22 protein-coding genes are annotated in these 19683 nt (G+C 67.1%); 11 read left to right on the top strand and 11 right to left on the bottom strand.

The window, feature by feature from the left end; genetic code table 11:
* Positions 1-31: 31 nt before the first annotated feature.
* The gene (gene mutY, locus EYR15_RS09545; protein ID WP_131003321.1) at positions 32-1108 is read left to right on the top strand and encodes an A/G-specific adenine glycosylase; all 1077 of its coding nucleotides are present in this window, start codon (positions 32-34) and stop codon (positions 1106-1108) included.
* Positions 1105-2286: an MFS transporter gene (locus EYR15_RS09540; RefSeq protein WP_131003320.1), complete on the top strand. Its 1182-nt coding sequence runs from the start codon at positions 1105-1107 to the stop codon at positions 2284-2286. Before mutY ends, EYR15_RS09540 begins: the two co-directional genes overlap by 4 nt.
* Here the strand turns inward: EYR15_RS09540 and EYR15_RS09535 are convergent.
* The 5 genes from EYR15_RS09535 to EYR15_RS09515 all read right to left on the bottom strand — a co-directional run bounded on the left by EYR15_RS09535 (position 2258) and on the right by EYR15_RS09515 (position 6332).
* The gene (locus tag EYR15_RS09535; protein ID WP_131003319.1) at positions 2258-3391 is read right to left on the bottom strand and encodes a site-specific DNA-methyltransferase; all 1134 of its coding nucleotides are present in this window, start codon (positions 3389-3391) and stop codon (positions 2258-2260) included. The genes EYR15_RS09540 and EYR15_RS09535 overlap by 29 nt on opposite strands.
* 125 nt (positions 3392-3516) lie before the next feature.
* Positions 3517-4011 (bottom strand): GFA family protein, encoded by a 495-nt coding sequence (locus tag EYR15_RS09530; protein WP_131003318.1) that lies wholly within the window; start codon positions 4009-4011, stop codon positions 3517-3519.
* A 58-nt stretch (positions 4012-4069) separates the two neighbouring features.
* Entirely contained in the window at positions 4070-4726 is a 657-nt protein-coding gene (gene rnhB, locus EYR15_RS09525) for a ribonuclease HII (RefSeq protein ID WP_245498235.1), read from the bottom strand.
* A gap of 20 nt (positions 4727-4746) precedes the next feature.
* Positions 4747-5190, bottom strand: a complete 444-nt coding sequence (locus EYR15_RS09520; protein ID WP_131003317.1) for a VOC family protein — start codon at positions 5188-5190, stop codon at positions 4747-4749.
* A 14-nt stretch (positions 5191-5204) separates the two neighbouring features.
* Positions 5205-6332, bottom strand: a complete 1128-nt coding sequence (locus tag EYR15_RS09515; protein ID WP_131003316.1) for a PA0069 family radical SAM protein — start codon at positions 6330-6332, stop codon at positions 5205-5207.
* A 126-nt stretch (positions 6333-6458) separates the two neighbouring features.
* Between EYR15_RS09515 and EYR15_RS09510 the strand changes: the two genes are divergently transcribed.
* Together EYR15_RS09510 and rpsU are read left to right on the top strand one after the other, a co-directional pair.
* Complete coding sequence (locus EYR15_RS09510; RefSeq protein ID WP_131003315.1) at positions 6459-7142, top strand: glycosyltransferase; 684 nt, start codon at positions 6459-6461, stop codon at positions 7140-7142.
* A 149-nt stretch (positions 7143-7291) separates the two neighbouring features.
* Positions 7292-7561, top strand: coding sequence for a 30S ribosomal protein S21 (gene rpsU / locus EYR15_RS09505; RefSeq protein ID WP_131003314.1), 270 nt, complete (start codon positions 7292-7294; stop codon positions 7559-7561).
* 71 nt (positions 7562-7632) lie between these two features.
* Here the strand turns inward: rpsU and moaB are convergent, their stop codons facing one another.
* Positions 7633-8193 carry a molybdenum cofactor biosynthesis protein B gene (moaB, locus tag EYR15_RS09500; protein WP_131003313.1) on the bottom strand — a complete coding sequence of 187 codons (561 nt, stop codon included), beginning with the start codon at positions 8191-8193 and terminating at the stop codon, positions 7633-7635.
* A 152-nt stretch (positions 8194-8345) separates the two neighbouring features.
* On the opposite strand from moaB, the gene EYR15_RS09495 reads away from it, so the two are divergent.
* The 5 genes from EYR15_RS09495 (at position 8346) to EYR15_RS09475 (ending at position 13495) form a co-directional block, all read left to right on the top strand.
* The gene (locus EYR15_RS09495) at positions 8346-8783 is read left to right on the top strand and encodes a Crp/Fnr family transcriptional regulator (protein ID WP_131003312.1); all 438 of its coding nucleotides are present in this window, start codon (positions 8346-8348) and stop codon (positions 8781-8783) included.
* Entirely contained in the window at positions 8783-9799 is a 1017-nt protein-coding gene (locus tag EYR15_RS09490; protein WP_131003311.1) for a hypothetical protein, read from the top strand. The genes EYR15_RS09495 and EYR15_RS09490 overlap by 1 nt, the downstream gene beginning before the upstream one ends.
* A 107-nt stretch (positions 9800-9906) precedes the next feature.
* Positions 9907-12612, top strand: coding sequence for a hybrid sensor histidine kinase/response regulator (locus EYR15_RS09485; protein WP_131003310.1), 2706 nt, complete (start codon positions 9907-9909; stop codon positions 12610-12612).
* Positions 12609-13073, top strand: a complete 465-nt coding sequence (locus EYR15_RS09480; RefSeq protein WP_131003309.1) for a chemotaxis protein CheW — start codon at positions 12609-12611, stop codon at positions 13071-13073. Before EYR15_RS09485 ends, EYR15_RS09480 begins: the two co-directional genes overlap by 4 nt.
* A 56-nt stretch (positions 13074-13129) precedes the next feature.
* Positions 13130-13495, top strand: a complete 366-nt coding sequence (locus tag EYR15_RS09475; RefSeq protein WP_131003308.1) for a response regulator — start codon at positions 13130-13132, stop codon at positions 13493-13495.
* A 232-nt stretch (positions 13496-13727) separates the two neighbouring features.
* Here the strand turns inward: EYR15_RS09475 and ctrA are convergent, their stop codons facing one another.
* The gene (gene ctrA, locus EYR15_RS09470; RefSeq protein ID WP_131003307.1) at positions 13728-14429 is read right to left on the bottom strand and encodes a response regulator transcription factor CtrA; all 702 of its coding nucleotides are present in this window, start codon (positions 14427-14429) and stop codon (positions 13728-13730) included.
* Between the two features lie 373 nt (positions 14430-14802).
* Here ctrA and fliI point away from each other — a divergent pair, with 373 nt between their 5' ends.
* Positions 14803-16128 carry a flagellar protein export ATPase FliI gene (gene fliI / locus EYR15_RS09465; protein WP_131003580.1) on the top strand — a complete coding sequence of 442 codons (1326 nt, stop codon included), beginning with the start codon at positions 14803-14805 and terminating at the stop codon, positions 16126-16128.
* A gap of 24 nt (positions 16129-16152) precedes the next feature.
* Positions 16153-16569: a flagellar export protein FliJ gene (gene fliJ / locus EYR15_RS09460; protein WP_131003306.1), complete on the top strand. Its 417-nt coding sequence runs from the start codon at positions 16153-16155 to the stop codon at positions 16567-16569.
* Between the two features lie 137 nt (positions 16570-16706).
* Here the strand turns inward: fliJ and ychF are convergent, their stop codons facing one another.
* From ychF to EYR15_RS09440, 4 genes are all read right to left on the bottom strand, one after another.
* Positions 16707-17804, bottom strand: coding sequence for a redox-regulated ATPase YchF (ychF, locus tag EYR15_RS09455; RefSeq protein WP_131003305.1), 1098 nt, complete (start codon positions 17802-17804; stop codon positions 16707-16709).
* A gap of 21 nt (positions 17805-17825) precedes the next feature.
* Positions 17826-18431 carry an aminoacyl-tRNA hydrolase gene (pth, locus tag EYR15_RS09450; RefSeq protein WP_131003304.1) on the bottom strand — a complete coding sequence of 202 codons (606 nt, stop codon included), beginning with the start codon at positions 18429-18431 and terminating at the stop codon, positions 17826-17828.
* A 24-nt stretch (positions 18432-18455) separates the two neighbouring features.
* Positions 18456-19208: a 50S ribosomal protein L25/general stress protein Ctc gene (locus tag EYR15_RS09445; RefSeq protein WP_131003303.1), complete on the bottom strand. Its 753-nt coding sequence runs from the start codon at positions 19206-19208 to the stop codon at positions 18456-18458.
* Positions 19209-19345: 137 nt separating this feature from the next.
* Complete coding sequence (locus EYR15_RS09440; protein WP_131003302.1) at positions 19346-19561, bottom strand: hypothetical protein; 216 nt, start codon at positions 19559-19561, stop codon at positions 19346-19348.
* Between the last annotated feature and the right edge of the window lie 122 nt (positions 19562-19683).

Here is a 19683-nt window from a genome sequence, read left to right as displayed (position 1 = left end):
CGCTTGAGGGCGCTCCTCCCGAGTCTACCGTTTGCGCCCAGCCGCCGAAAGCCGTCCCGATCCCGACCTCCTGCTCGCCTGGTACGACCGCCACCGGCGGCGGCTGCCGTGGCGCGCGGAGGCCGGCGTCGCCGCTGACCCTTATCGCGTCTGGCTGTCGGAGATCATGCTGCAGCAGACCACGGTGAAGGCGGCAGGCCCTTACTTCCTGCGGTTTCTTCAGCGCTTTCCGGATGTGTGCGCGCTGGCCGCAGCCCCCCTCGAGGAGGCGCTGAAGCTCTGGGCGGGACTCGGCTATTATTCCCGCGCCCGCAATCTCCACGCCTGCGCGATTAAGGTCGTAGAGAAGCATGGAGAGCTGTTTCCCGACACCGAAGACGAATTGCTCAAGCTCCCGGGGATCGGCGCCTACACGGCGGCCGCGATCGCCGCGATCGCCTTCGGGCGGAAGGCGACGGTGGTCGACGGCAATGTCGAGCGGGTGGTCTCGCGCCTGTTTGCGGTGACCGAGCCGATGCCGGCCGCGAAGCCCCTGATCAAGCGGCTCGCGGCCTCGCTCAGCCCGTCGGGGCGCTGGGGCGATTTCGCCCAAGCCATGATGGACCTCGGGGCGACCATCTGCACGCCGCGCCGCCCGGCCTGCGCGCTTTGCCCGTGGAGCGAGCCTTGCGTGGCGCGCGCCCAGGGCGACCAGGAGACCTATCCCCGCAAGGCGCCGAAAACTTTGCGACCGACAAGGCGGGGCGTCGCGTTTCTGGCCGAGCGGGCCGACGGTTTCGTGCTGCTCCGCGATCGCCCGCCGAGGGGTCTGCTCGGCGGCATGACGGAAACGCCGACGGGGGCTTGGAGCGAGCATTTCGATGTTTCAGCCTCGGCCACGGAACTCTCGGCCGGCGCGCCGCTTTCCGCTGGCTGGCGCAGGACGCCCGGCTTCGCCGCGCACGTCTTTACCCATTTCGCTTTGGAGCTCATCGTGATGAAAGCCCGAGTGCCGGTCGGCACGCCGGCGCCCGAGGGCGCCCGCTGGGTCGCCATAGCAGCGCTCGACAGCGAAGCGCTGCCGTCCGTGTTCCGCAAGGTTCTGGCGCACGGTCGCAACGCAGCATGACCATCGCGCAGTCGACGCCCGCCTCGCGGGCGCATCTCCTCCGCGTGCGCGTCGCCACGACCTCGCTGTTCTTCATCTGCGGCGTGGGGCTCGGAATCTGGTCGGCGCACATCCCGCTTCTGAAGGTGGGACTTCGCTTAGGAGACGGCGAGCTCGGGCTCGTTTTGCTCGCCATGGGCGTCGGCGCCGTCGCCGTCATGCCGTTCACGGCGCTCGTCGTGCATCGCTTCGGAAGCGCGGCGAGTTCGTCGGCCGCGGCGCTGGCTTATTCCGCAGCGCTCGCTTTGCCGCCGCTCGCGCCGAACCTGCTTTTGCTCGCAGCCTCCGCGTTTCTGATCGGCCTGGCGGTCGGTCTGCTCGACATCGCGATGAACGCCCATGCCGGGCTCGTCGAGCAGGCGTGGGGACGGCCGATCATGTCGTCGATCCACGCCTTCTTCTCGCTCGGCGGGTTGGCCGGCGGAGCCGCAGGCGCCGGCCTCGTCTGGATTGGGATCGGCGCGCCGGCCGCCATGGCGCTCTCGGCCGCGGCGCTGGTCACGATCGCGGCCGTCGCTTCGTTCTTTCTACCGCTGCCCGGCGTCGAGGCGTCCGGCGAGGCTCATGCGCTCAGACTGCCGAGCCTTGCCGTCGCGGGGTTAGGCCTGCTCGCGCTCTGCTCGTTCGTCTGCGAGGGCGCGGCGATGGAATGGAGCGGCGTGTTCCTGCGCGACGTCGCCGGTGCGCCGCTGGCGCTGGCTGCGGGCGGCTACGCCGCTTTTTCGCTCGCCATGGCGACGGGCCGGCTGTTCGGCGATCGCGTCGTCGGCCGGTTCGGGCCAATCTTGACGATAACGACGTCGGGCGTCGCCGCCTCGGCCGCGCTGCTTCTGCTGATCGCCGCGCCGACGCCTTGGGCCGCCTACGCCGCACTGATGCTGAGCGGCCTCGCTTTGTCGAACGTCGTGCCGATCGTCTTTTCCGGAGCCAGCCGCGTGCCCGGTGTGCCTCCCGCGGCGGCGCTCGCGATGATCGCGACCGTCGGCTATGGCGGTCAGCTTTTAGCGCCGCCGTCGATCGGGTTTTTGTCAGACCTGTTCGGGCTTCGCGCCGGTTTCCTTGTTCTGTTTATCGGCGCTGTCGTGATCGCGTTTGCGGGCGCGTCGGTCCTCAACCGGCTCGCGCCGCCTCGGCCCTGACAATGTCGCGGAACGTATCGATCGGCTTGAGCGCCGCGCCGTCCTCGACATGCCAGAACGTCCAGCCGTTGCAGGCGTCGCGCCCCTGGACGATAGCGCCGATACGGTGGATCGAGCCGACGACGGAGCCGTGCGCAAGCGTGCCATCCGCGCGCACCACCACTTCGTGGCGACGGCGCTCGTCGACGAGGCGCGCGCCGGGGCGCACAAGGCCGCGTTCGACCACGGTGGAGAACGCGACCCGCGGCGCCTCGCGCTTGGCGGGGGCGGCGGCGATCGACTCCTCGGTCTCGGGGACCACCGCGTCGATCCTCGCTCGCGCCGCCGCGGCGTAATCCCGGTCGCGCTCGACGCCGATGTAATGGCGGCCAAGACGCTTCGCCACCGCGCCGGTTGTGCCAGAGCCGAAGAACGGGTCGAGCACGACGTCGCCCGGCTTCGAGGCCGACAGCAGCACGCGGGCGAGCAGGGCCTCGGGCTTCTGGGTCGGATGCACCTTGACGCCGCTTTCGCTTTTCAGCCGCTCCGCGCCGTTGCAGATCGGAATCAGCCAATCGGAACGCGGCTGCAGATCCTCGTTGCCGGCCTTCAGCGCCTCGTAGTTGAAGGTGTAGCCCTTTGAATCCGCGCCCTTCGCGGCCCAGATCATCGTCTCATGCGCGTTGGTGAAGCGACGGCCGCGGAAGTTCGGCATCGGGTTGGTCTTGCGCCACACCACGTCGTTCAGGATCCAGAAGTTCAGGTCCTGCAGGGCCGAGCCCACGCGGAAGATGTTGTGGTAGCTGCCGATGACCCAGAGCGTGCCTGTCGGCTTCAGCACGCGGCGCACCGCCAGCAGCCAGGCGCGCGTAAAGATGTCGTAGGCCTGAAAGCTCTCGAACTGATCCCATGCGTCGTCGACCGCGTCGACGAGGCTCTGGTCCGGCCGGCGCAGATCGCCCTGGAGCTGGAGGTTGTAGGGCGGATCGGCGAAGACGAGGTCGACGGAGGCCGGCGGCAGCTTCTCGAGCTCCGCGACGCAATCGCCGATCAGGATCGTGTCGAGCGGAACGGAGAGGGAGACCGGACGGAGGCTAAGAGCCGCTCCGTTACGCTGAGACGCCATGATCGAACCCGTCTTCTCTAACGCCACTGACGGGGACGATTCTCAGTCCGGTAACGTAAAGACGGCCTCAAGGAACACGGTGAACAAAACGTTGACGCCCTGCGCCGCGCCGGGGGAGCGGCGGTTCATTCCATCCAAAGCCCGTGCCTCCGGTGCCAATCTTCGATTGACTCCTTGGGGTAGACATCGAAGCGCTGGTCGTCGGGTCTGAAATCCGGGTTCACCCATGAAGCCTTGAAGCGCAGCATGAGGTGCGTGCGGTCGGGCGGGACAGGCAGGTCGGTGTCGATCGCCGAGGCAAAGGGGTGGATGAGCTCTGGCCATTCCGGATCAAACAGCCACAGCGCCGTTCCGCATCGCGGGCAGAAATTGCGCTCGGCGGAGCTTGTCTCGCAGGTCCCGTTTTCATCCGCGATTTCCGCGCGATAGACGGACGGTTTCGCTTCGCCCGAGACCTTTAGCGTGCGGGCGTCGCCGATCAGGTTGATCGCGTAGCCTCCGCCGCCAGCGGTCTTGCGGCAGATCGTGCAATAGCATAGCTGATAGGGATAAGGCCCGCTGCTTTCGAGCGAAAACGCGACGCCGCCGCAGCGGCAGGATCCTTCGAGCGTCATCGGCATTGTTCGGCTCCGGTTTGACGAGGAGCTATCTGACGCTGACGAGCGGCTGCGCCAGCCCTCAGGCCGCTTGCGCGAGCAAAGCGGCTATAGGCGCGAAAGTGCGGCGGTGGTGGGAGCAGGGGCCGTGCAGCTGGAGGGCGGCGAGGTGCTCGGGCGTGCCGTAACCCATGTGCCGCTCGAAACCGTAATGCGGGTAGATCTCGCCGAGCCGCGCCATCATCCGGTCTCGCACGACCTTTGCGACGATCGAAGCGGCGGCGATGGACTGAACCAGCGCATCCCCGCCGATCACGGTCTTCGCGGGGCACGCAAGACCCGGCGGCGTATCGCGGCCGTCGACGAAGACGAGGTCAGGTTTGACGCCGAGGCTCGCGACGGCGCGCGTCATCGCCCAGAGCGACGCGCCGCGGATGTTGATCTTCTCGATCCGGTCGGTAGAGGCGGCGGCGAAAGCGACCTCGGCCTTCGCCATGATCTCGATGAACAGCTCCTCGCGCCGCTCACGCGTCAATGCTTTAGAATCCGCCAAGCCCTTGGGAACGCGCTTTGGATCGAGCACGACGGCTGCGGCCACGACGGGTCCCGCGAGCGGCCCGCGCCCGACCTCGTCGACGCCCGCCACGAACCGCGCGCCCGCCTTCAACGCCGCGCGTTCGCGGGAGAAGCTGGCGACGATCTTCGGGATCAGTAGCTTCGGACGCATGCGGCCGATCATCGACGATTCGGCCGCGCTGGTCAGCCCTCCGGTTTCTCCGGCGCTCGCAGCCGGCCCGCCGCGTCGACCGGAAAGCCGGGATTGTGGGCAATCTCCCAGAGATGGCCATCCAGATCGGCGATGTAGCCGGAGTACCCGCCCCAGAAGGCTTTGCATGCAGGCTTCACGAGCGCGCCCCCGGCTGCAGCGCAACGGATCATGGCCTCGTCGACTTCGGCGGGAGAGCCGAGATTCCACGCCAGGGTGACGCCTGGGAAACCGGAGCCTGCGGCGGAGACCCGCGCGTCTTCCGCGAGCGCGTCGCGGCCGTAAAGCGCCAGCACCGGGCCGCCGGTGTTGAAGAACGATACGGCGTCGCTGCTGGCCGCAGCCCGCGTCAAGCCGAGAGCCTCATAGAAGGCGGTCGCGCGCGCGACGTCGGCGACGCCGAGCGTGACGAGCGAAAGGGTCAGGGGAGGGGTCACCGGTCTTCCTCCATTTAGAACAGGCTCAGCTGCTCGCTCGCCTCCGCACGCCCCTTGCGTTCGGGCGGCGTGAAAAGATCGGTGCGGAGCTTGAGGTGCCGCCGGTCGAGGCCGAGGCGGCGTGACGCCATTTCGAAGCGGCGGCCGATCGTCCAGGCCACCACGCCTTCGCCCGTCTGCCGCTTGCCCCAGCCGGCGTCGTAAAGCTTGCCGCCGCGAGTCTCGCGGATCAGCGAGAGGATGCGGCGCATCTTGCCAGGGTGATGCTCCAGCAGCCATTCCTGAACGAGGTGCTTGATCTCGTCGGGCAGGCGCAGGAGCACGTAACCCGCTTCGATCGCTCCGGCGGCGGCCGCCGATTCGAGCAGGCGATCGATCTCGTGATCGTTCAGCGAAGGGATGACCGGCGCTGTGAGCACCGCGACCGGAACGCCGGCCTCCTTCAGCTTCGCGATCGTCTCGAGCCGCTTCGCAGGCGTCGTCGCGCGCGGCTCCATCTGGCGCGCGAGAACCGGATCGAGCGTCGTCACCGAGATTGCGACCTTGGCGAGCCCTTGCGCCGCCATGCGTGACAGGATGTCGAGATCGCGCAGCACAAGGGCAGACTTGGTCACGATCCCGACCGGGTGGCGGGTTTCCTCCAGCACTTCGAGAATTTTTCGGGTCAGCCGGTAATCCTTCTCGATCGGCTGATAGGGATCGGTGTTGGTGCCGAGCGCGATCGTGCGCGGCTTGTAGGACGGCGCCGACAATTCCCGGCGCAGAAGCTCGGCGACGTTCGGCTTCGCGGTCAGCTTCGTCTCGAAGTCGAGGCCCGGCGAAAGCCCGAGATAGGCGTGGGTCGGTCGCGCGAAGCAGTAGACGCAGCCGTGCTCGCAGCCGCGGTAAGGGTTGATCGAGCGGTCGAAGGCGATGTCCGGCGACTGGTTGCGGGTGATTGCGGTCCGCGCCGCCTCATGCGCCACCTCGGTTTTAAACGGCGGCAGGTCGGCGAGCGCGTCCCACCCGTCGTCCTCCTCGGTGCGGACGAGCGGCTCGAAACGGCCGGTCGCGTTGCTGACCGCGCCCCGTCCGCGGCGACGTTCGCCGCCGATCGGGGAGGGGGCGGAACTGGAGACCGTCTGGCGTGCTGGCTGCGACATGTCGACCAATCTAGGTCTGAGACGGGAACATATCAAGAACAAACGTAAGAATCGGGGTTAACGCGCGGTTAACGCGCGCTCCAACCCCAAGGACTCCTCGCAAACCGCGTGTTAAGAGCGGTTCTGATGCTCAGCGTGGTGATACCCACTCGAAATGACGAGCGCGCGCTCGTTTCGACGCTAGCGGCCCTTGTGCCGGCGGCGGCGGAGGGCGTGGTGCGCAACGTCATCGTCGCCGATGGCGGCTCGACCGACGCGACGCTCGAGGTCGCCGACCTCGCGGGCTGCGACGCGGTCTGCCGGAGCGGGCCGCGTTGCGACGGCCTCAACGCGGCGGCCCGCGGCTCGAAAGGCCCGTGGTTGATGTTCCTCGAAGCAGGCGTAGTGCTTGAGGAGGGCTGGCACCGGGAGGTGAGCGCGCTGGTCGACGTGATCGAGCGCGCGGGCGAGACCGACCGTCGCGCCGCCGTCTTCCGTTTCGGCTTCGATGGCTTCGGCAGCAGCGCCCGCAATGCGGAGCTGCTTGCGGGCCTTTGGGGGCTCCTGACGGGCCTGCCACGACCGGAGCAGGGGCTGATCATCCACAAGTCGTTCTACGACAAGCTCGGCGGCTTCCGCCCGCTGCCGGCGATGACGGGCGCGGATCTCATCCGCCGGATTGGGAGCGGCCGGATCATCCGCCTCAGGGCGCGTGCGATTTCCCCGGCGGCGTCGTCCAGATCGTGGCGGGAGGGCCCGCGCGGGGCGCTCGGCGCAGGCCTCCTGATGCTGCGCGTGCCGCCCCGCTTCGTCGCGCGACTCTATAACTGACGCGTCTTTCCGTTCCGAGCCATTGTAAAACCGCGATCAGGTGCCAGATAACGATGGCTGCCCGTATGTCGACGGACGCTTTTGCGCGTCCATGCGAACTGCGCGGATCCTTTCAACGCAAGCCGATATTTTCGAGTTCAGGAGAGGTTTTGCTAGTCACAGTCCGAGACAATAATGTCGACCAGGCCCTGAAAGCTTTGAAGCGCAAGCTTCAGCGTGAGGGTGTCTTCCGCGAGATGCGTCAGCGCCGCGCCTACGAGAAGCCCTCCGAGCGACGCAACCGCGAGAAGGGCGAGGCCGTTCGCCGCGCCCGCAAGGCCGCCCGCAAGGCCGCCCAGCGCGAAGGCCTGATCCCCGGACCGAAGAAGAAGCCGCGTCCCGATGGCCGTCCGGCGGCTGCCGGCGCAGACCGCGCGTAAGACTTAGTCGAGGAGCGCAGGCGCCTGAGCGGCGCCCTCCTCGACGGCATGCCTTCACAGAGCGGGGGCGCTCAGGCTCCCGCTCTGAGCTTGCCACGCTTCAGGTGTTCGTCGAGCCGGGGCAGGATTTCCACGAAGTTGCAAGGCCGGTGTCGGTAGTCGAGCTGCGCCTTCAGCACGCCGTCCCATGCGTCCCTGCACGCACCCGACGAACCCGGCAGCACGAACACGAAAGTCTTGCCCGCGACGCCCGCCGTCGCGCGCGACTGAAGCGTCGATGTTCCGACCGTCCCATTGGAATAGGCGTGGAACAGGTTCGAGAAGCCATCCATGCGCTTCTCGAACAGCGGCTCCAACGCATCCGGGCTGACGTCGCGGCCGGTGAAGCCGGTGCCGCCGGTGGTGAGAACCACGTCGGTCGCGGGGTCCGCGACATAGGAGCCGACGGCGAAGCGCAGCGCCTCGCGTTCGTCGCGCACGATGGTGCGGCCGGTCACGCGATGGCCGGCCTCTTCGATCCGAGCGGCCAGCGTATCTCCTGATTTGTCCTCCGCAAGCCCGCGCGTGTCCGAGACCGTGACGATGGCGACGCCAAGCGGCACGAAGCTGCGTTCCTCATCGATACCCGGCATGGCGCAAATCCTCGCATCGCAAGACACCGCCATGATAGCAGAGCAGGCGGCTGGCGGGCCCGCTCTGCTATCATGGTCGTCAGCTCCGGGTAGGGCAGACTTGCGGCCAAAGGGCTGCGAGCCGATTGTCGAGAGATGATCGAGAGCGAGGGATGACGGCGACGCCCAACCTTTCCTTTGCAGCAAATTTCGCCGCGTCGACACGCGCTCGGCTGCAGTCGGAGGCGACAGTGCGCGCCTTTGCGGCCGGCGAGACGATCCTCGCGCGCGACCGCGTCACGGACGACTTCTATTTCCTGCTCAGCGGACGCTGGACGATGCGTCGCTTCGTGCGAGGCGTCGCCGAGCCGATGATCTGGCGCGACGAGGCCGCGGGCGCCTGGATCTCGGGCGTCGCGACGCTGGAGGCGATCGCGCCCGCCGATGTTTTCGCCGACACCGACTGCAATGTGCTGGCCGCTCCGCGGGCGCTGGTGCACGCGCTGATCGCGGAGGATCCGGCGCTCGCCGAGCGCATGCTGCGCGACATCCACCGCTGGAGCGAACGGCTTGCGGTGCATGCCGCGCTGATGCGCGCGAGAACGCCCTGATGGGCGCGCGTGCGGTTCGGGCGCTCGACGTCACCTCGCGCATGAGCACGATCGCGTTTCTCGCCTCGGCCGCCGTCGTCGGTTTCGCGGCCGCGACCGATTGGGGATTGACCGTACCTCTGGAAACCGCGATCCGGCGCGACCTCGACGTTTTGGCCACCCCCGAAGCTCTGGACTCCCGCGCGAAAACCGCGCTCGACGCCGATGACGTCATGCTGGCGCGGGGCATGGCGGATCTCGGCGCCGAGCTGAAGCGACCTCTGGCGCCCGAAACGCTGTCGCGGCTCGCGGCCGCCGAGGCGCCGGCCGCGGTCGCCTGGCGATCGGCGCGCGGCTTCGCCCACGGCTTCGTCAGCGGCGAGATCGACGGGCAAGCGGCGCTCGCCGGCGCTCTGGTCTCCGACCTCACGCTGGTCGGCGACATCCGCGATCTCGCGAGCGAGGGCGGCAAGGCGATGCGCGGAGAGGATCACAGCACGATCATCCTCGGGCTCGCGGCGGCCGGGGCCGCTGCGACCGCCGCGACCTACGCCACCGCAGGCGCAGGAGCTCCGGCCAGGGTCGGCGTTTCGGTGCTGAAGGCGGCGAGGCGCACGGGAACGATGACCGCGGAATTCGCAGCCGATCTCGGCCGCAGGATGGCGAGGACAGGCGAGGCGGCGGGGCCGGGCGCCGCCCGCGCCGGGCAGCTCGCGCTCGGCGCGGCGGCCGGCGAGCTTGCGGCAGTCGGCCGCTCGGTCGGCGCCGCGGAGACGGTCCGTCTCATGCGGAGCGTTCGCTCGGTCGACGAGATCTCCGACCTCCGCCGGTTCACGACGCGGTTCGGGACGCGCAGCCGGGCCGTCGCCGAACTGACCGGAAGGGCCAGCCTGCGCGCTTTCCGGACGACGCTCCGGATCGGAGAACTCCTGCTTCGGCACCTGCTGGGATTTGCAATGTGGTTCGGCGGGCTGCTGGCGGGCGCCTTATCAAAGCTTGGATTTCGCCTCGCCCGTCTGGTCTGCGCGCGCTTGTAAGGCATTCCGCGCCTAAAAGCCGGGCCAACGGCGACTTTTCACCATACGTTATCGATTGCGGATGATCATCCTCAAGGGCGCCTTGACCGCGCCTAGGGGGATTGGCTTTGGACGACCTGCTTCGCGATTTTCTTACCGAGACGGCGGAGAACCTGGATCACGTCGACAACGAGCTCGTGCGGTTCGAGCAAGAGCCGGCGAACGACAAGATCCTCGGCAACATCTTCCGGCTGGTGCACACGGTTAAAGGCACTTGCGGCTTCCTCGGGCTGGAGCGCCTCGAGGCGATCGCCCATGCCGCCGAGACCCTCATGGGCGAATTCCGCTCAGGCGCGCTTGCGACGCCGGAGGCCGTGACGCTCATCCTGGCGGCGATCGACCGCATCAAGGAAATTCTGGCGGACATCGAGAAGACGGGCGCCGAGCAGCCGGGCGATGACGCCGACCTGATCGTCCTGCTCGAAAAGGCTGCGATCGAAGCCAAGGCTCCCAAGGCCGCGCCGGCGATCGACCCTGCGCTCGGCCGCGAGCTGCGTCCCGGCGAGGTTTCGCTCGACGAACTCGAGCGCGCCTTCCGCGATACGCCCGGTCCCGAAATGACCGTCGCCGCCGAGGCGCCGAAGAAGTCGAAGAAAAAGGAAGCCGTTGCGGCCGTAGCCCCGGTCGCAGCGGTCGCTGCGCCCAAGGCGCCCGCAAAGATCGAGATGGAAGCCGCCAACGACGCCGGCGCTCCCGCCGAGCGCGCCGCTTCGAGCGAGTCCGCAATCGCCGGTCAGACCATCCGCGTCGGCGTCGACACGCTCGACCGGCTGATGACCATGGTCTCCGAGCTGGTGCTGACGCGCAACCAGTTGCTCGACACCGTCAAGCGCATCGGCGACAAGGACTTCAACCTGCCGCTGCAGCGTCTGAACCACGTCACGGCCGAGCTGCAGGAGGGGGTCATGAAGACCCGCATGCAGCCGATCGGCGCGGCGTGGCGCATGCTGCCCCGGATCGTGCGCGATCTCGCCGCCGATCTCGGCAAGAAGATCGAGCTCGTCCAGGAAGGCGCCGACACCGAGCTCGACCGCCAGGTCCTCGACCTCATCAAGGATCCTCTGACCCACATGGTCCGCAATTGCGCGGACCATGGCCTCGAGACGCCGGCCGAACGCGCTTCGCTCGGCAAGCCTGAACTCGGGACCATCAAGCTTTCCGCCTATCATCAGGGCGGCTGCATCGTCGTCGAGATCACCGATGACGGCCGCGGCCTCGACCTTGAGCGCATCAAGTCGAAGGCGCTCGCGAACGGCCTCGCCACCGAGGCCGAGATCGAGAAGATGTCGGAAGCGCAGATCATGCGCTTCATCTTCGCGCCGGGCTTCTCCACCGCCGCCGCCGTCACCTCCGTATCCGGCCGCGGCGTCGGCATGGACGTCGTGCGCTCGAACATCGAACTGATCGGCGGCTCCGTCGACCTGCGCTCGACCTTCGGCAAGGGGTCGACGGTCATCATCCGCATCCCGCTGACGCTCGCGATCGTTTCGGCGCTGATGGTCTCGCTCGGCGCCGACATCTTCGCTATCCCGCAGCTCGTCGTGCTGGAGCTGGTGAGAGCTCGTCCGGGCGGCGATCAGCGCATCGAGCGCATCGGCGACGCGCCTCTGCTGCGGCTGCGCGACCGCTTGCTGCCGCTCGTCTACCTCCGCCAGCTGCTCGACCTGCCGCGCGCCGACAAGGAGAAGGAGGACGACGCCTTCGTCGTGGTGCTCCAGTCCGGCGACGACGTGTTCGGCCTCGTGGTGGACGACGTGCTGCACACCGAAGAGATCGTCGTGAAGCCGATGGCCTCCAGCCTCAAGGAGATCTCGCTCTTCGCCGGCACCACGATCCTCGGCGACGGCTCGGTGGTGCTGATCCTCGATCCGAACGGCGTCGCGCAGGCCGTGGGCCCCTCCGCCGCCGTCGACGCCGCGCGCGCCAAGAGCGCCGAGACGGTCTCGGCCGACGAGGTCGGCTCCGTCGTGCCGCTGCTGCTGTTCCGCGCCGGCGGCCAGGCGCCGAAGGCCGCCCCTCTCGCCCTCGTCACCCGCCTTGAGATGATCGACGCCTCGACGATCGAGATCGCCGACGGACGTCCGCTCGTCCAGTATCGCGGCTCGCTGATGCCGCTGATCGCTGCGGCGCCCGACGTCTACCTCAAGGAGAGCGGCGACCAGCCCCTGCTCGTGTTCGCCGATGACGGCCGCACCGTCGGCTTGATCGTCGACGAGATCCTCGACATCGTCGAGCAGCGCATCGACATCGGCGTCGCCTCGATCGTGCCGGGCGTGCTCGGCACGGCGGTCATCGCCGGCCGCGCGACCGAGATCCTCGACGTCGGCCACCACCTCACGCTCGCCTTCGACGACTGGCTGAAGCGCAAGGACCGCCCGGCGGAGGCGACCGCGATGCCGACCGTGCTGCTGGTCGACGACAGCGCGTTCTTCCGCAACATGCTGACGCCGGTGCTCAAGGCCGCGGGTTACCGCGTGGTCGCGGCGTCGGGCGGGGGCGAGGCCCTGGAGATCGTCCGCAAGGGCGGCCGCTACGACGTCATCGTCTCCGACATCGAGATGCCGGGGATGAATGGCTTCGAGTTCGCCCAGGCCCTCACCGAGGAGCCGACGGTCGGCGGGACGCCCATCCTCGCGCTCTCCTCGCTCTCCGGCGACACCGTGGTGGAGCAGGCTCGCGACGCCGGCTTCGTCGAGTACATCGCCAAGTTCGACCGTCCGGGCCTGATCGCAGCCCTTCAGCATTTCGCCCCGGGCTACAGGAGCGCCGCATGACCGACGAGACGCAAGGCGTTCACCGCAGCTTCGTCACCGTCGAGGTGGCTGGCGAGACCTTCGGCATCGCGATCGAGCGCGTGCGCGAGGTGTTCACCCCCGACCGGCTGACCCATGTGCCGCTCGCGCCGCATGAGATCGCCGGCGTGCTGAACCTGCGCGGCCGGATCGTGACGGCCGTCGACATGCGCTCGCGCCTCGGCCTGCCGCGCCGCGACGAGGCCGATAAGCCCATGGCGATCGGCATCGATCACCGCCAGGAGGCGTTCGCGCTGCTGGTCGACCGGGTCGGCGACGTGCTTGATCTTCCGGCCGACGGGCAGGAGGCGCCCCCCACCTCGCTCGATCCCCGCTGGATCCACGTCGCCGAAGGCGTCTACCGCCTCGACAGCCGCCTTCTTCTCATCCTGAACGTCGAGCGTGCGCTCGACACGCAATCCGCCTTGGCAGCCGCCGCATGACCGAGACAACGTCCAACCGGGCGATTGCGCTCTTCGCTGGAGCTCCGATAAGTGCCATGAAACACTGTCTCATCGTCGACGACTCTAGCGTCATCCGGAAGGTCGCCCGCCGGATCCTCGAGGGTCACGACTTGCGCATCTCCGAGGCCGAGAACGGCCAGAGCGCGCTCGCTCTCTGCAAGCAGGCGATGCCGGACGGCATCCTGCTCGACTGGAACATGCCGGTGATGGATGGGTTCGAGTTCCTCACCGAGCTCCGTACCCTGCCGGGCGGCGACGCTCCCAAGGTCGTGTTCTGCACCACCGAGAACGATGTCGCCCATATTACCCGCGCCATGCGCGCGGGCGCGGACGAATACGTGATGAAGCCCTTCGACAAGGAGATCATCGCGTCGAAGTTCGAACAGGTCGGGCTGCTCTGATCGGCTGAACCGAACGACCTTCAAGATAAAAAGCGCGCCGCGAGGCGCGCTTTTTTCGTTCGTGGCGAGGGATCAGGCGGAGCGGAGCTTCTGCCCGGGTCGATCTTGTCCTGGTCCGGCAGCATCGGCGAGAAGCCGCGGCATAGGGGAAGTCGTCAGGCCAAAACAAAAAGGCCCGCGCCGGTTCGGGCGCGGGCCTTTTTTGATGGGCAGGCCGGGATTTGGCCGGCTATCAGACCGCGGCGCGGAGATCGTCCTCGCTGGGCTCGCGCAGCACGTAGCCGCGGCCCCAGACCGTCTCGATGTAATTCTTGCCGCTCGTGGCGTTCGCAAGCTTCTTGCGGAGCTTGCAGATGAAGACGTCGATGATCTTCAGCTCCGGCTCGTCCATGCCGCCGTAGAGATGATTGAGGAACATCTCCTTGGTGAGCGTCGAGCCCTTCCGCAGGCTCAAGAGCTCGAGCATCTGGTATTCCTTGCCCGTGAGATGCACCCGGGCGCCGCCGACCTCGACTGTTTTGGTGTCGAGGTTCACGATCAGGTCGCCGGTGGTGATGACCGACTGGGCGTGGCCCTTCGAGCGGCGAACGATGGCGTGGATGCGGGCGACGAGCTCGTCCTTGTGGAATGGCTTCGTCATGTAGTCGTCGGCGCCGACGCCGAGGCCGCGCACCTTGTCCTCGATGCCGGCGAGGCCGGAGAGGATCAGGATCGGGGTCTTGATCTTCGCGACCCGGAGCGCGCGGAGCACTTCGTAGCCCGACATGTCGGGCAGGTTTAGGTCGAGAAGGATGATGTCGTAATCGTACAGCTTGCCGAGGTCGATGCCCTCCTCGCCGAGCTCAGTCGTATAGACGTTGAAGCTCTCGGACTTGAGCATCAACTCGATGCTCTGGGCCGTCGACCGGTCGTCTTCGATAAGAAGAACGCGCATGCAAGTCCTCCACCGATGCCCGCATGCCAGCCCTGGCGTAACGCCCGGCGACGCGGTGAACCGATCGTTTCAAGTCCGATTCAAAGCTTAACGGGCAAAGGTTAACAGAAACTGATTCTGCGCCGCAAGCTGGTTCTGTTTCTGCGCGGAAGACGCCTAAGTCACTTGGATCAAACGAGAAATTTCCCGAGTGATCTTCGTCCGAGACGTTAAGAAGAAGGCTTAAGTGACTCTTGCGACTCGACGTTTGTCGCGAGCATCACTTTCCGCCTTCTTAATCCGGCACACCCATAATTCGGCGGATGGGTAAATGAAGCGTTACCCTTCGGCCCAATCGGTCATGATTCGATAAGGCTGTTGAGAAATGAGCGCGATGCGCGGCCTGCTGCAGAGCGTCGAGGCCATTTCGGAGCGCGAACTGTTCGGCCGCGTCGTTGGCGTGCGCGGCCTGCTGGTCGAGGTCGCAGGGCCGCTGGGCGCCATGGCGATCGGGGGCCGCGTCACGATCGAAGGGGCGAATGGCCGGCCGACCGCCTGCGAAGTCGTCGGTTTTCAGGGCGAGCGCGCGCTGCTGATGCCGTTCGCGCCGCTTGAAGGCGTGCGCCGCGGCTGCCGCGCGACAGTCGGGACCACCGAGCCCGGCGTGAAGCCAAGCCGCAAATGGCTCGGGCGGGTGGTGGACGCCATGGGCGACCCGATCGACGGCAAGGGCCCGCTCGAGGATGGCCCGGTCGTCTACCCCTATCGCGCGTCTCCGCCCCCCGCGCATTCCCGCAAGCGCGTCGGCGAACCACTCGACCTCGGCGTGCGTGCGCTGAACACCTTTCTCACCTGCTGCCGCGGCCAGCGCATGGGCATTTTTGCCGGCTCGGGAGTGGGAAAGTCCGTCCTGCTCGCCATGCTCGCGCGCAACGCGAACTCGGACGTTGCGGTCATCGGACTGATCGGCGAACGCGGGCGCGAGGTTCAGGAGTTTCTGCAGGACGATCTCGGCGAGGCGGGCCTCGCGCGCTCCGTCGTCGTGGTCGCGACCTCCGACGAGCCGGCGCTGAAGCGCCGCCAGGCCGCCTACCTTACCTTCGCGCTCGCCGAATATTTCCGCGACGAGGGCGACGACGTGCTCTGCATGATGGACTCTGTCACGCGCTTCGCGATGGCTCAGCGCGAGATCGGTCTGTCGACAGGGGAGCCGCCGACGGCGAAGGGCTATACGCCGACCGTCTTCGCGGAATTGCCACGGCTCCTGGAGCGTGCAGGGCCCGGAACCGGGCAGGGGACCGTGACCGGCCTGTTCACCGTGCTGGTCGATGGCGACGACCACAACGAGCCGGTCGCGGACGCCGTGCGCGGCATCCTCGACGGCCATATCGTGATGGAGCGCGCGATCGCCGAGCGCGGGCGCTATCCCGCGATCAACGTGCTGAAGTCCGTTTCGCGCACGCTGCCGGGCGCGGCGCCAGCCTCGCAGCGGCCCGTGCTGTCACGCGCCAAGCGGATCATGGCGACCTACGCCGACATGGAGGAACTCATTCGCCTGGGCGCCTACAGGCCCGGCTCGAGCCCGGAAGTCGACGAAGCGATCGCTCTTAATGGCGCGTTCGAACAGTTTCTTTCGCAAGGTAAGGAAGAAGCAACGCGTCTCGATGAAGGCTATGCGCTGCTTCGTAGCATTCTCGGCGTTTCGGAAACCGAACGCTAACCGGCGTGTGTTTCAATGGCTGACATGAAGTCCCGAGACACCCTTTTGCGCCTCAAGCGCTTTCAGGTCGACGAGAAGCGTCGTCAGGTCGTTCAGATCGAGACGATGATCGCCGAGTTCGAGCGCATGGCGACGGATCTCGACCGCGAAATCCGGCATGAGCAGGATAGGGCGGGCATCCACGACGTCGCGCATTACGCCTATCCGACCTACGCCAAGGCCGCGATGAACCGCCGCGACAACCTCAAGCGCTCCGCCGACGAACTCGTCGGCCAGCTGACCGACGCGCAGGACGCGCTGGCGGGGGCCTTCGAGGAACTCAAGAAGGTCGAGCTCCTGGAGGAGCGCGACGGTGTCCGCGAGCGCACCGCCGAAACCGCCCGCGACCAGGCGGAGATGGACCGGATCGGTCTGGGGCGCAGCGAGATGCGGGCGGGCTGAGCCGGGGCGCCGCATTCGCGGCGCATAAAGCGTCATCCCGGACGGCCGCAAGGCCGAGCCGGGATCGCTCCCCATAGCGCCTTATCCTAAGGACGATCCCGGCTCTCGCTGGCGCTCGGCCGGGATGACGGCTTACTTCAGTTCGCAAACCTGAAGTGCAGTACGTCGCCGTCGGCGACCACGTATTCCTTGCCCTCGAGCCGCATCTTACCGGCTTCCTTCGCCCCGGCCTCGCCCTTCAGCGAGACATAATCCGCGAAGGCGATCGTCTCGGAGCGGATAAAGCCCTTCTCGAAATCCGAGTGGATCACACCCGCCGCCTGCGGCGCGCGGGTGCCGCGCTCGATCGTCCAGGCGCGGGCCTCCTTGGGGCCGACGGTGAAATAGGTGACCAGCCCGAGCAGCTGGTAGCCGGCGTTGATCAGCCGGTCGAGGCCGGTCTCGTGCAGCCCGAGCGCGTCGAGATACTCTTTACGCTCCTCGTTCGGCAGCGTCGCGATCTCGCTTTCGATCTTGGCGGAGATGACGACGGCGACTGCGCCTTCTTCTTTGGCGCGGGCCTCGACCTTTGCGGAATAGGCGTTGCCCTCGGCGGCCGAGCCTTCGTCGACATTCGCGACGTAGAGCACGGGCTTCGATGTCAGCAGGTTGAGCGCGTCGAAAGCCGGGCGCTCGTCGTCGGAGACCTTGGTCAGGCGCGCGGGCTTGCCGTCGCGCAGCAGCGGCAGCACGCGGTTGACGATCTCCAACTGCTCCTTGGCTTCCTTGTCGTTCGAACGGGCGCGCTTTTCGAGCGCCATGACGCGTTTCTCGAGGCTCTCGAGGTCCGCGATCATCAGCTCGGTCTCGACGGTCTCGGCGTCCGAAAGCGGATCGATCCTGCCCTCGACATGGGTGATGTCGTCGTCCTCGAAGCAGCGCAGGACGTAGGCGATCGCGTCGACCTCACGGATGTGGGCGAGGAACTGGTTGCCGAGGCCTTCGCCCTTCGAGGCGCCGCGGACGAGGCCGGCGATGTCGACGAAGGTCAGGCGGGTCGGGATGATCTGCGCGGATTTTGCGATCGTCGCGAGATCGCTCAGGCGCGGATCAGGCACTGCGACCTCGCCGACGTTCGGCTCGATCGTGCAGAACGGATAGTTCGCGGCCTGGGCGGCTGCGGTCTGCGTCAGCGCGTTGAAGAGGGTCGACTTGCCGACGTTCGGCAGGCCGACGATGCCGCATTTGAAGCCCATGACGCTCTCAGTTCCTGTGTTTCACGTCTGCTGACCGAGCCGGCCGACTTCGCCGAAGCCTGCGGCCTCCATCCTCAGATGGACCTTGTTCTGAAAACTGTTGTCCTCGCCCGCCGCCAGCAGGTCGGCTGCGATCGCGACGGCGTCGGTCAGCGCGTCGACCCAGGCCATTTCGCTCTTGCCGAAGTCGTTGAGGACGTAAGCGAGCACGGCGTCGCGGCCGGGATGTCCAATGCCGAGGCGCACGCGGCGATAATCGTTGCCTATGTGGGCGGTGATCGAGCGCAAGCCGTTATGCCCGGCGTTGCCGCCGCCGGTCTTCACCCGCAGCTTGCCCGGCGCGAGGTCGAGCTCGTCATGCAGCGCGACGATGTCGGGCAGGCCGATCTTATAGAAGCGCGACGCCTCCACGACGGCGCGGCCGCTCTCGTTCATGTAGGTGCGCGGCTTCATCGCCAGCGCCTTCACGCCGCCTATCGCGCCTTCCGCCACATCCGACTGGAAGCGCGTCCGCCACGGGCCGAAGCCGTGGGCGGACGCGATCCTGTCGATGGCCATGAAGCCGATATTGTGCCGATTGCCAGAGTATTTCGGCCCCGGATTGCCGAGGCCGACCAGGAGCAGCATCGAACGGGCTCCCGTTGAGCGAGATCAGTCGTCCTGCGACTTGCGGCTCTCGGACTTCTTGTCCTCGTCCTGCTTGGCGTCGGCGGCTTCCGCCTCGGTCTCGCCCTCGGAGGCTTCGCTCTCGGCGCCCTCTTCGGTCTCGACCGTCTCGCCGCGGTTCTCGGCGGCGGCTTCGGCCTGCTCCTCGGCGATCTCTTCCTGAACGACGGTCGGCGCTGCGATGGTCGCGATCGTCACGCCTTCGAGATCCTCGGCCGCAAAGGTGACGCCCTTCGGCAGCTTCACCGTATTGGCGTGGATAATGTCACCGATGTCGAGGCCCTTGAGGTCGACCTCGATCGCCGTCGGGATGTCGTCGACGCCCGCCTTCACGTGCACGGAATGCAGCACGACGTTGAGAACGCCGCCGCGCTTCTTGATGCCAGGGCAGTCTTCCTCGTTGAGGAAGTGCACGGGGACCTCGACGTCGACGACCGAGGAGGCCGAGACGCGGAAGAAGTCAATGTGCAGCAGCGTGTCCTTGACCGGGTCGCGCTGGTAGTCGCGCGGGATCGCCCGCTCCTTGCCTGCGCCGGTGTCGATCTCGAACACGGTGGTCTTGAAGCCGCCGGCGTGCAGCAGCAGCGTGAGCTCGCGGCTGTCGAGCGCGATGCCGACAGGAGCTTTTTTGCCGCCGTAGATCACAGCGGGAATCTTGCCTTCACGGCGAAGCGCGCGGGCGGCCCCCTTACCGGCCTTCTCGCGCGCCTCGGCCTTAAGAGCCTTGGTCGCGGACATGGTATTCTCCGAATGACAAACGGCCGCCCGATGTGGACGGCCTCCAGCGGCGAACCCCTCCAGGGGTGTGGGACGCCGCGCGCGAGCCCATAGCCGATCCAGGCGGATAAGACAATCGAAGCGGGTCGGTGCGGCCGTCAGTCGCCTGAAAGCCGCCGGTCCTCGTCGTTCTGCTCCTTGCCCATGGCAAGCACGCTCACGACCACGGAGAAGCCGCAGACCACCACGCCCCAGAACCAGGGCTCGTCCAGCTCGGCGTAGGTGATCGCCACGTAGTGCGTCAGGAACAGGACGCCGAGGAGGCTCGCCGCCGCGATCACGCCGAAGCGCAGCCAGCTGAGGAATCCGCTCATCGCTTGATCATGCGCAACGCCGCTGAGGAACGCCAGAGCCGCGCCTCAATCGAACAGGCTTGAGACGCTTTCTTCTGAGGAGGTTCGGGCGATGGCTTCGCCGATCAGGGTCGCGATGGAGA

The organism is Hansschlegelia quercus, from assembly GCF_004310425.1.
Taxonomy (GTDB): Bacteria; Pseudomonadota; Alphaproteobacteria; order Rhizobiales; family Methylopilaceae; genus Methylopila; species Methylopila quercus.
This window is presented reverse-complemented; position numbering and strand designations above follow the sequence as displayed.

What these genes read in the sequence shown, in the direction of transcription:
- EYR15_RS09540 (WP_131003320.1), top strand. Translation starts at nt 1,105, where the DNA reads ATGACCATCGCGCAGTCGACGCCCGCCTCGCGGGCGCATCTCCTCCGC.
- EYR15_RS09535 (WP_131003319.1), bottom strand. Translation starts at nt 3,391, where the DNA reads ATGGCGTCTCAGCGTAACGGAGCGGCTCTTAGCCTCCGTCCGGTCTCC.
- EYR15_RS09530 (WP_131003318.1), bottom strand. Translation starts at nt 4,011, where the DNA reads ATGCCGATGACGCTCGAAGGATCCTGCCGCTGCGGCGGCGTCGCGTTT.
- rnhB (WP_245498235.1), bottom strand. Translation starts at nt 4,726, where the DNA reads ATGATCGGCCGCATGCGTCCGAAGCTACTGATCCCGAAGATCGTCGCC.
- EYR15_RS09515 (WP_131003316.1), bottom strand. Translation starts at nt 6,332, where the DNA reads ATGTCGCAGCCAGCACGCCAGACGGTCTCCAGTTCCGCCCCCTCCCCG.
- EYR15_RS09510 (WP_131003315.1), top strand. Translation starts at nt 6,459, where the DNA reads ATGCTCAGCGTGGTGATACCCACTCGAAATGACGAGCGCGCGCTCGTT.
- moaB (WP_131003313.1), bottom strand. Translation starts at nt 8,193, where the DNA reads ATGCCGGGTATCGATGAGGAACGCAGCTTCGTGCCGCTTGGCGTCGCC.
- EYR15_RS09495 (WP_131003312.1), top strand. Translation starts at nt 8,346, where the DNA reads ATGACGGCGACGCCCAACCTTTCCTTTGCAGCAAATTTCGCCGCGTCG.
- EYR15_RS09490 (WP_131003311.1), top strand. Translation starts at nt 8,783, where the DNA reads ATGGGCGCGCGTGCGGTTCGGGCGCTCGACGTCACCTCGCGCATGAGC.
- EYR15_RS09480 (WP_131003309.1), top strand. Translation starts at nt 12,609, where the DNA reads ATGACCGACGAGACGCAAGGCGTTCACCGCAGCTTCGTCACCGTCGAG.
- EYR15_RS09475 (WP_131003308.1), top strand. Translation starts at nt 13,130, where the DNA reads ATGAAACACTGTCTCATCGTCGACGACTCTAGCGTCATCCGGAAGGTC.
- ctrA (WP_131003307.1), bottom strand. Translation starts at nt 14,429, where the DNA reads ATGCGCGTTCTTCTTATCGAAGACGACCGGTCGACGGCCCAGAGCATC.
- fliI (WP_131003580.1), top strand. Translation starts at nt 14,803, where the DNA reads ATGCGCGGCCTGCTGCAGAGCGTCGAGGCCATTTCGGAGCGCGAACTG.
- fliJ (WP_131003306.1), top strand. Translation starts at nt 16,153, where the DNA reads ATGAAGTCCCGAGACACCCTTTTGCGCCTCAAGCGCTTTCAGGTCGAC.
- ychF (WP_131003305.1), bottom strand. Translation starts at nt 17,804, where the DNA reads ATGGGCTTCAAATGCGGCATCGTCGGCCTGCCGAACGTCGGCAAGTCG.
- pth (WP_131003304.1), bottom strand. Translation starts at nt 18,431, where the DNA reads ATGCTGCTCCTGGTCGGCCTCGGCAATCCGGGGCCGAAATACTCTGGC.
- EYR15_RS09445 (WP_131003303.1), bottom strand. Translation starts at nt 19,208, where the DNA reads ATGTCCGCGACCAAGGCTCTTAAGGCCGAGGCGCGCGAGAAGGCCGGT.
- EYR15_RS09440 (WP_131003302.1), bottom strand. Translation starts at nt 19,561, where the DNA reads ATGAGCGGATTCCTCAGCTGGCTGCGCTTCGGCGTGATCGCGGCGGCG.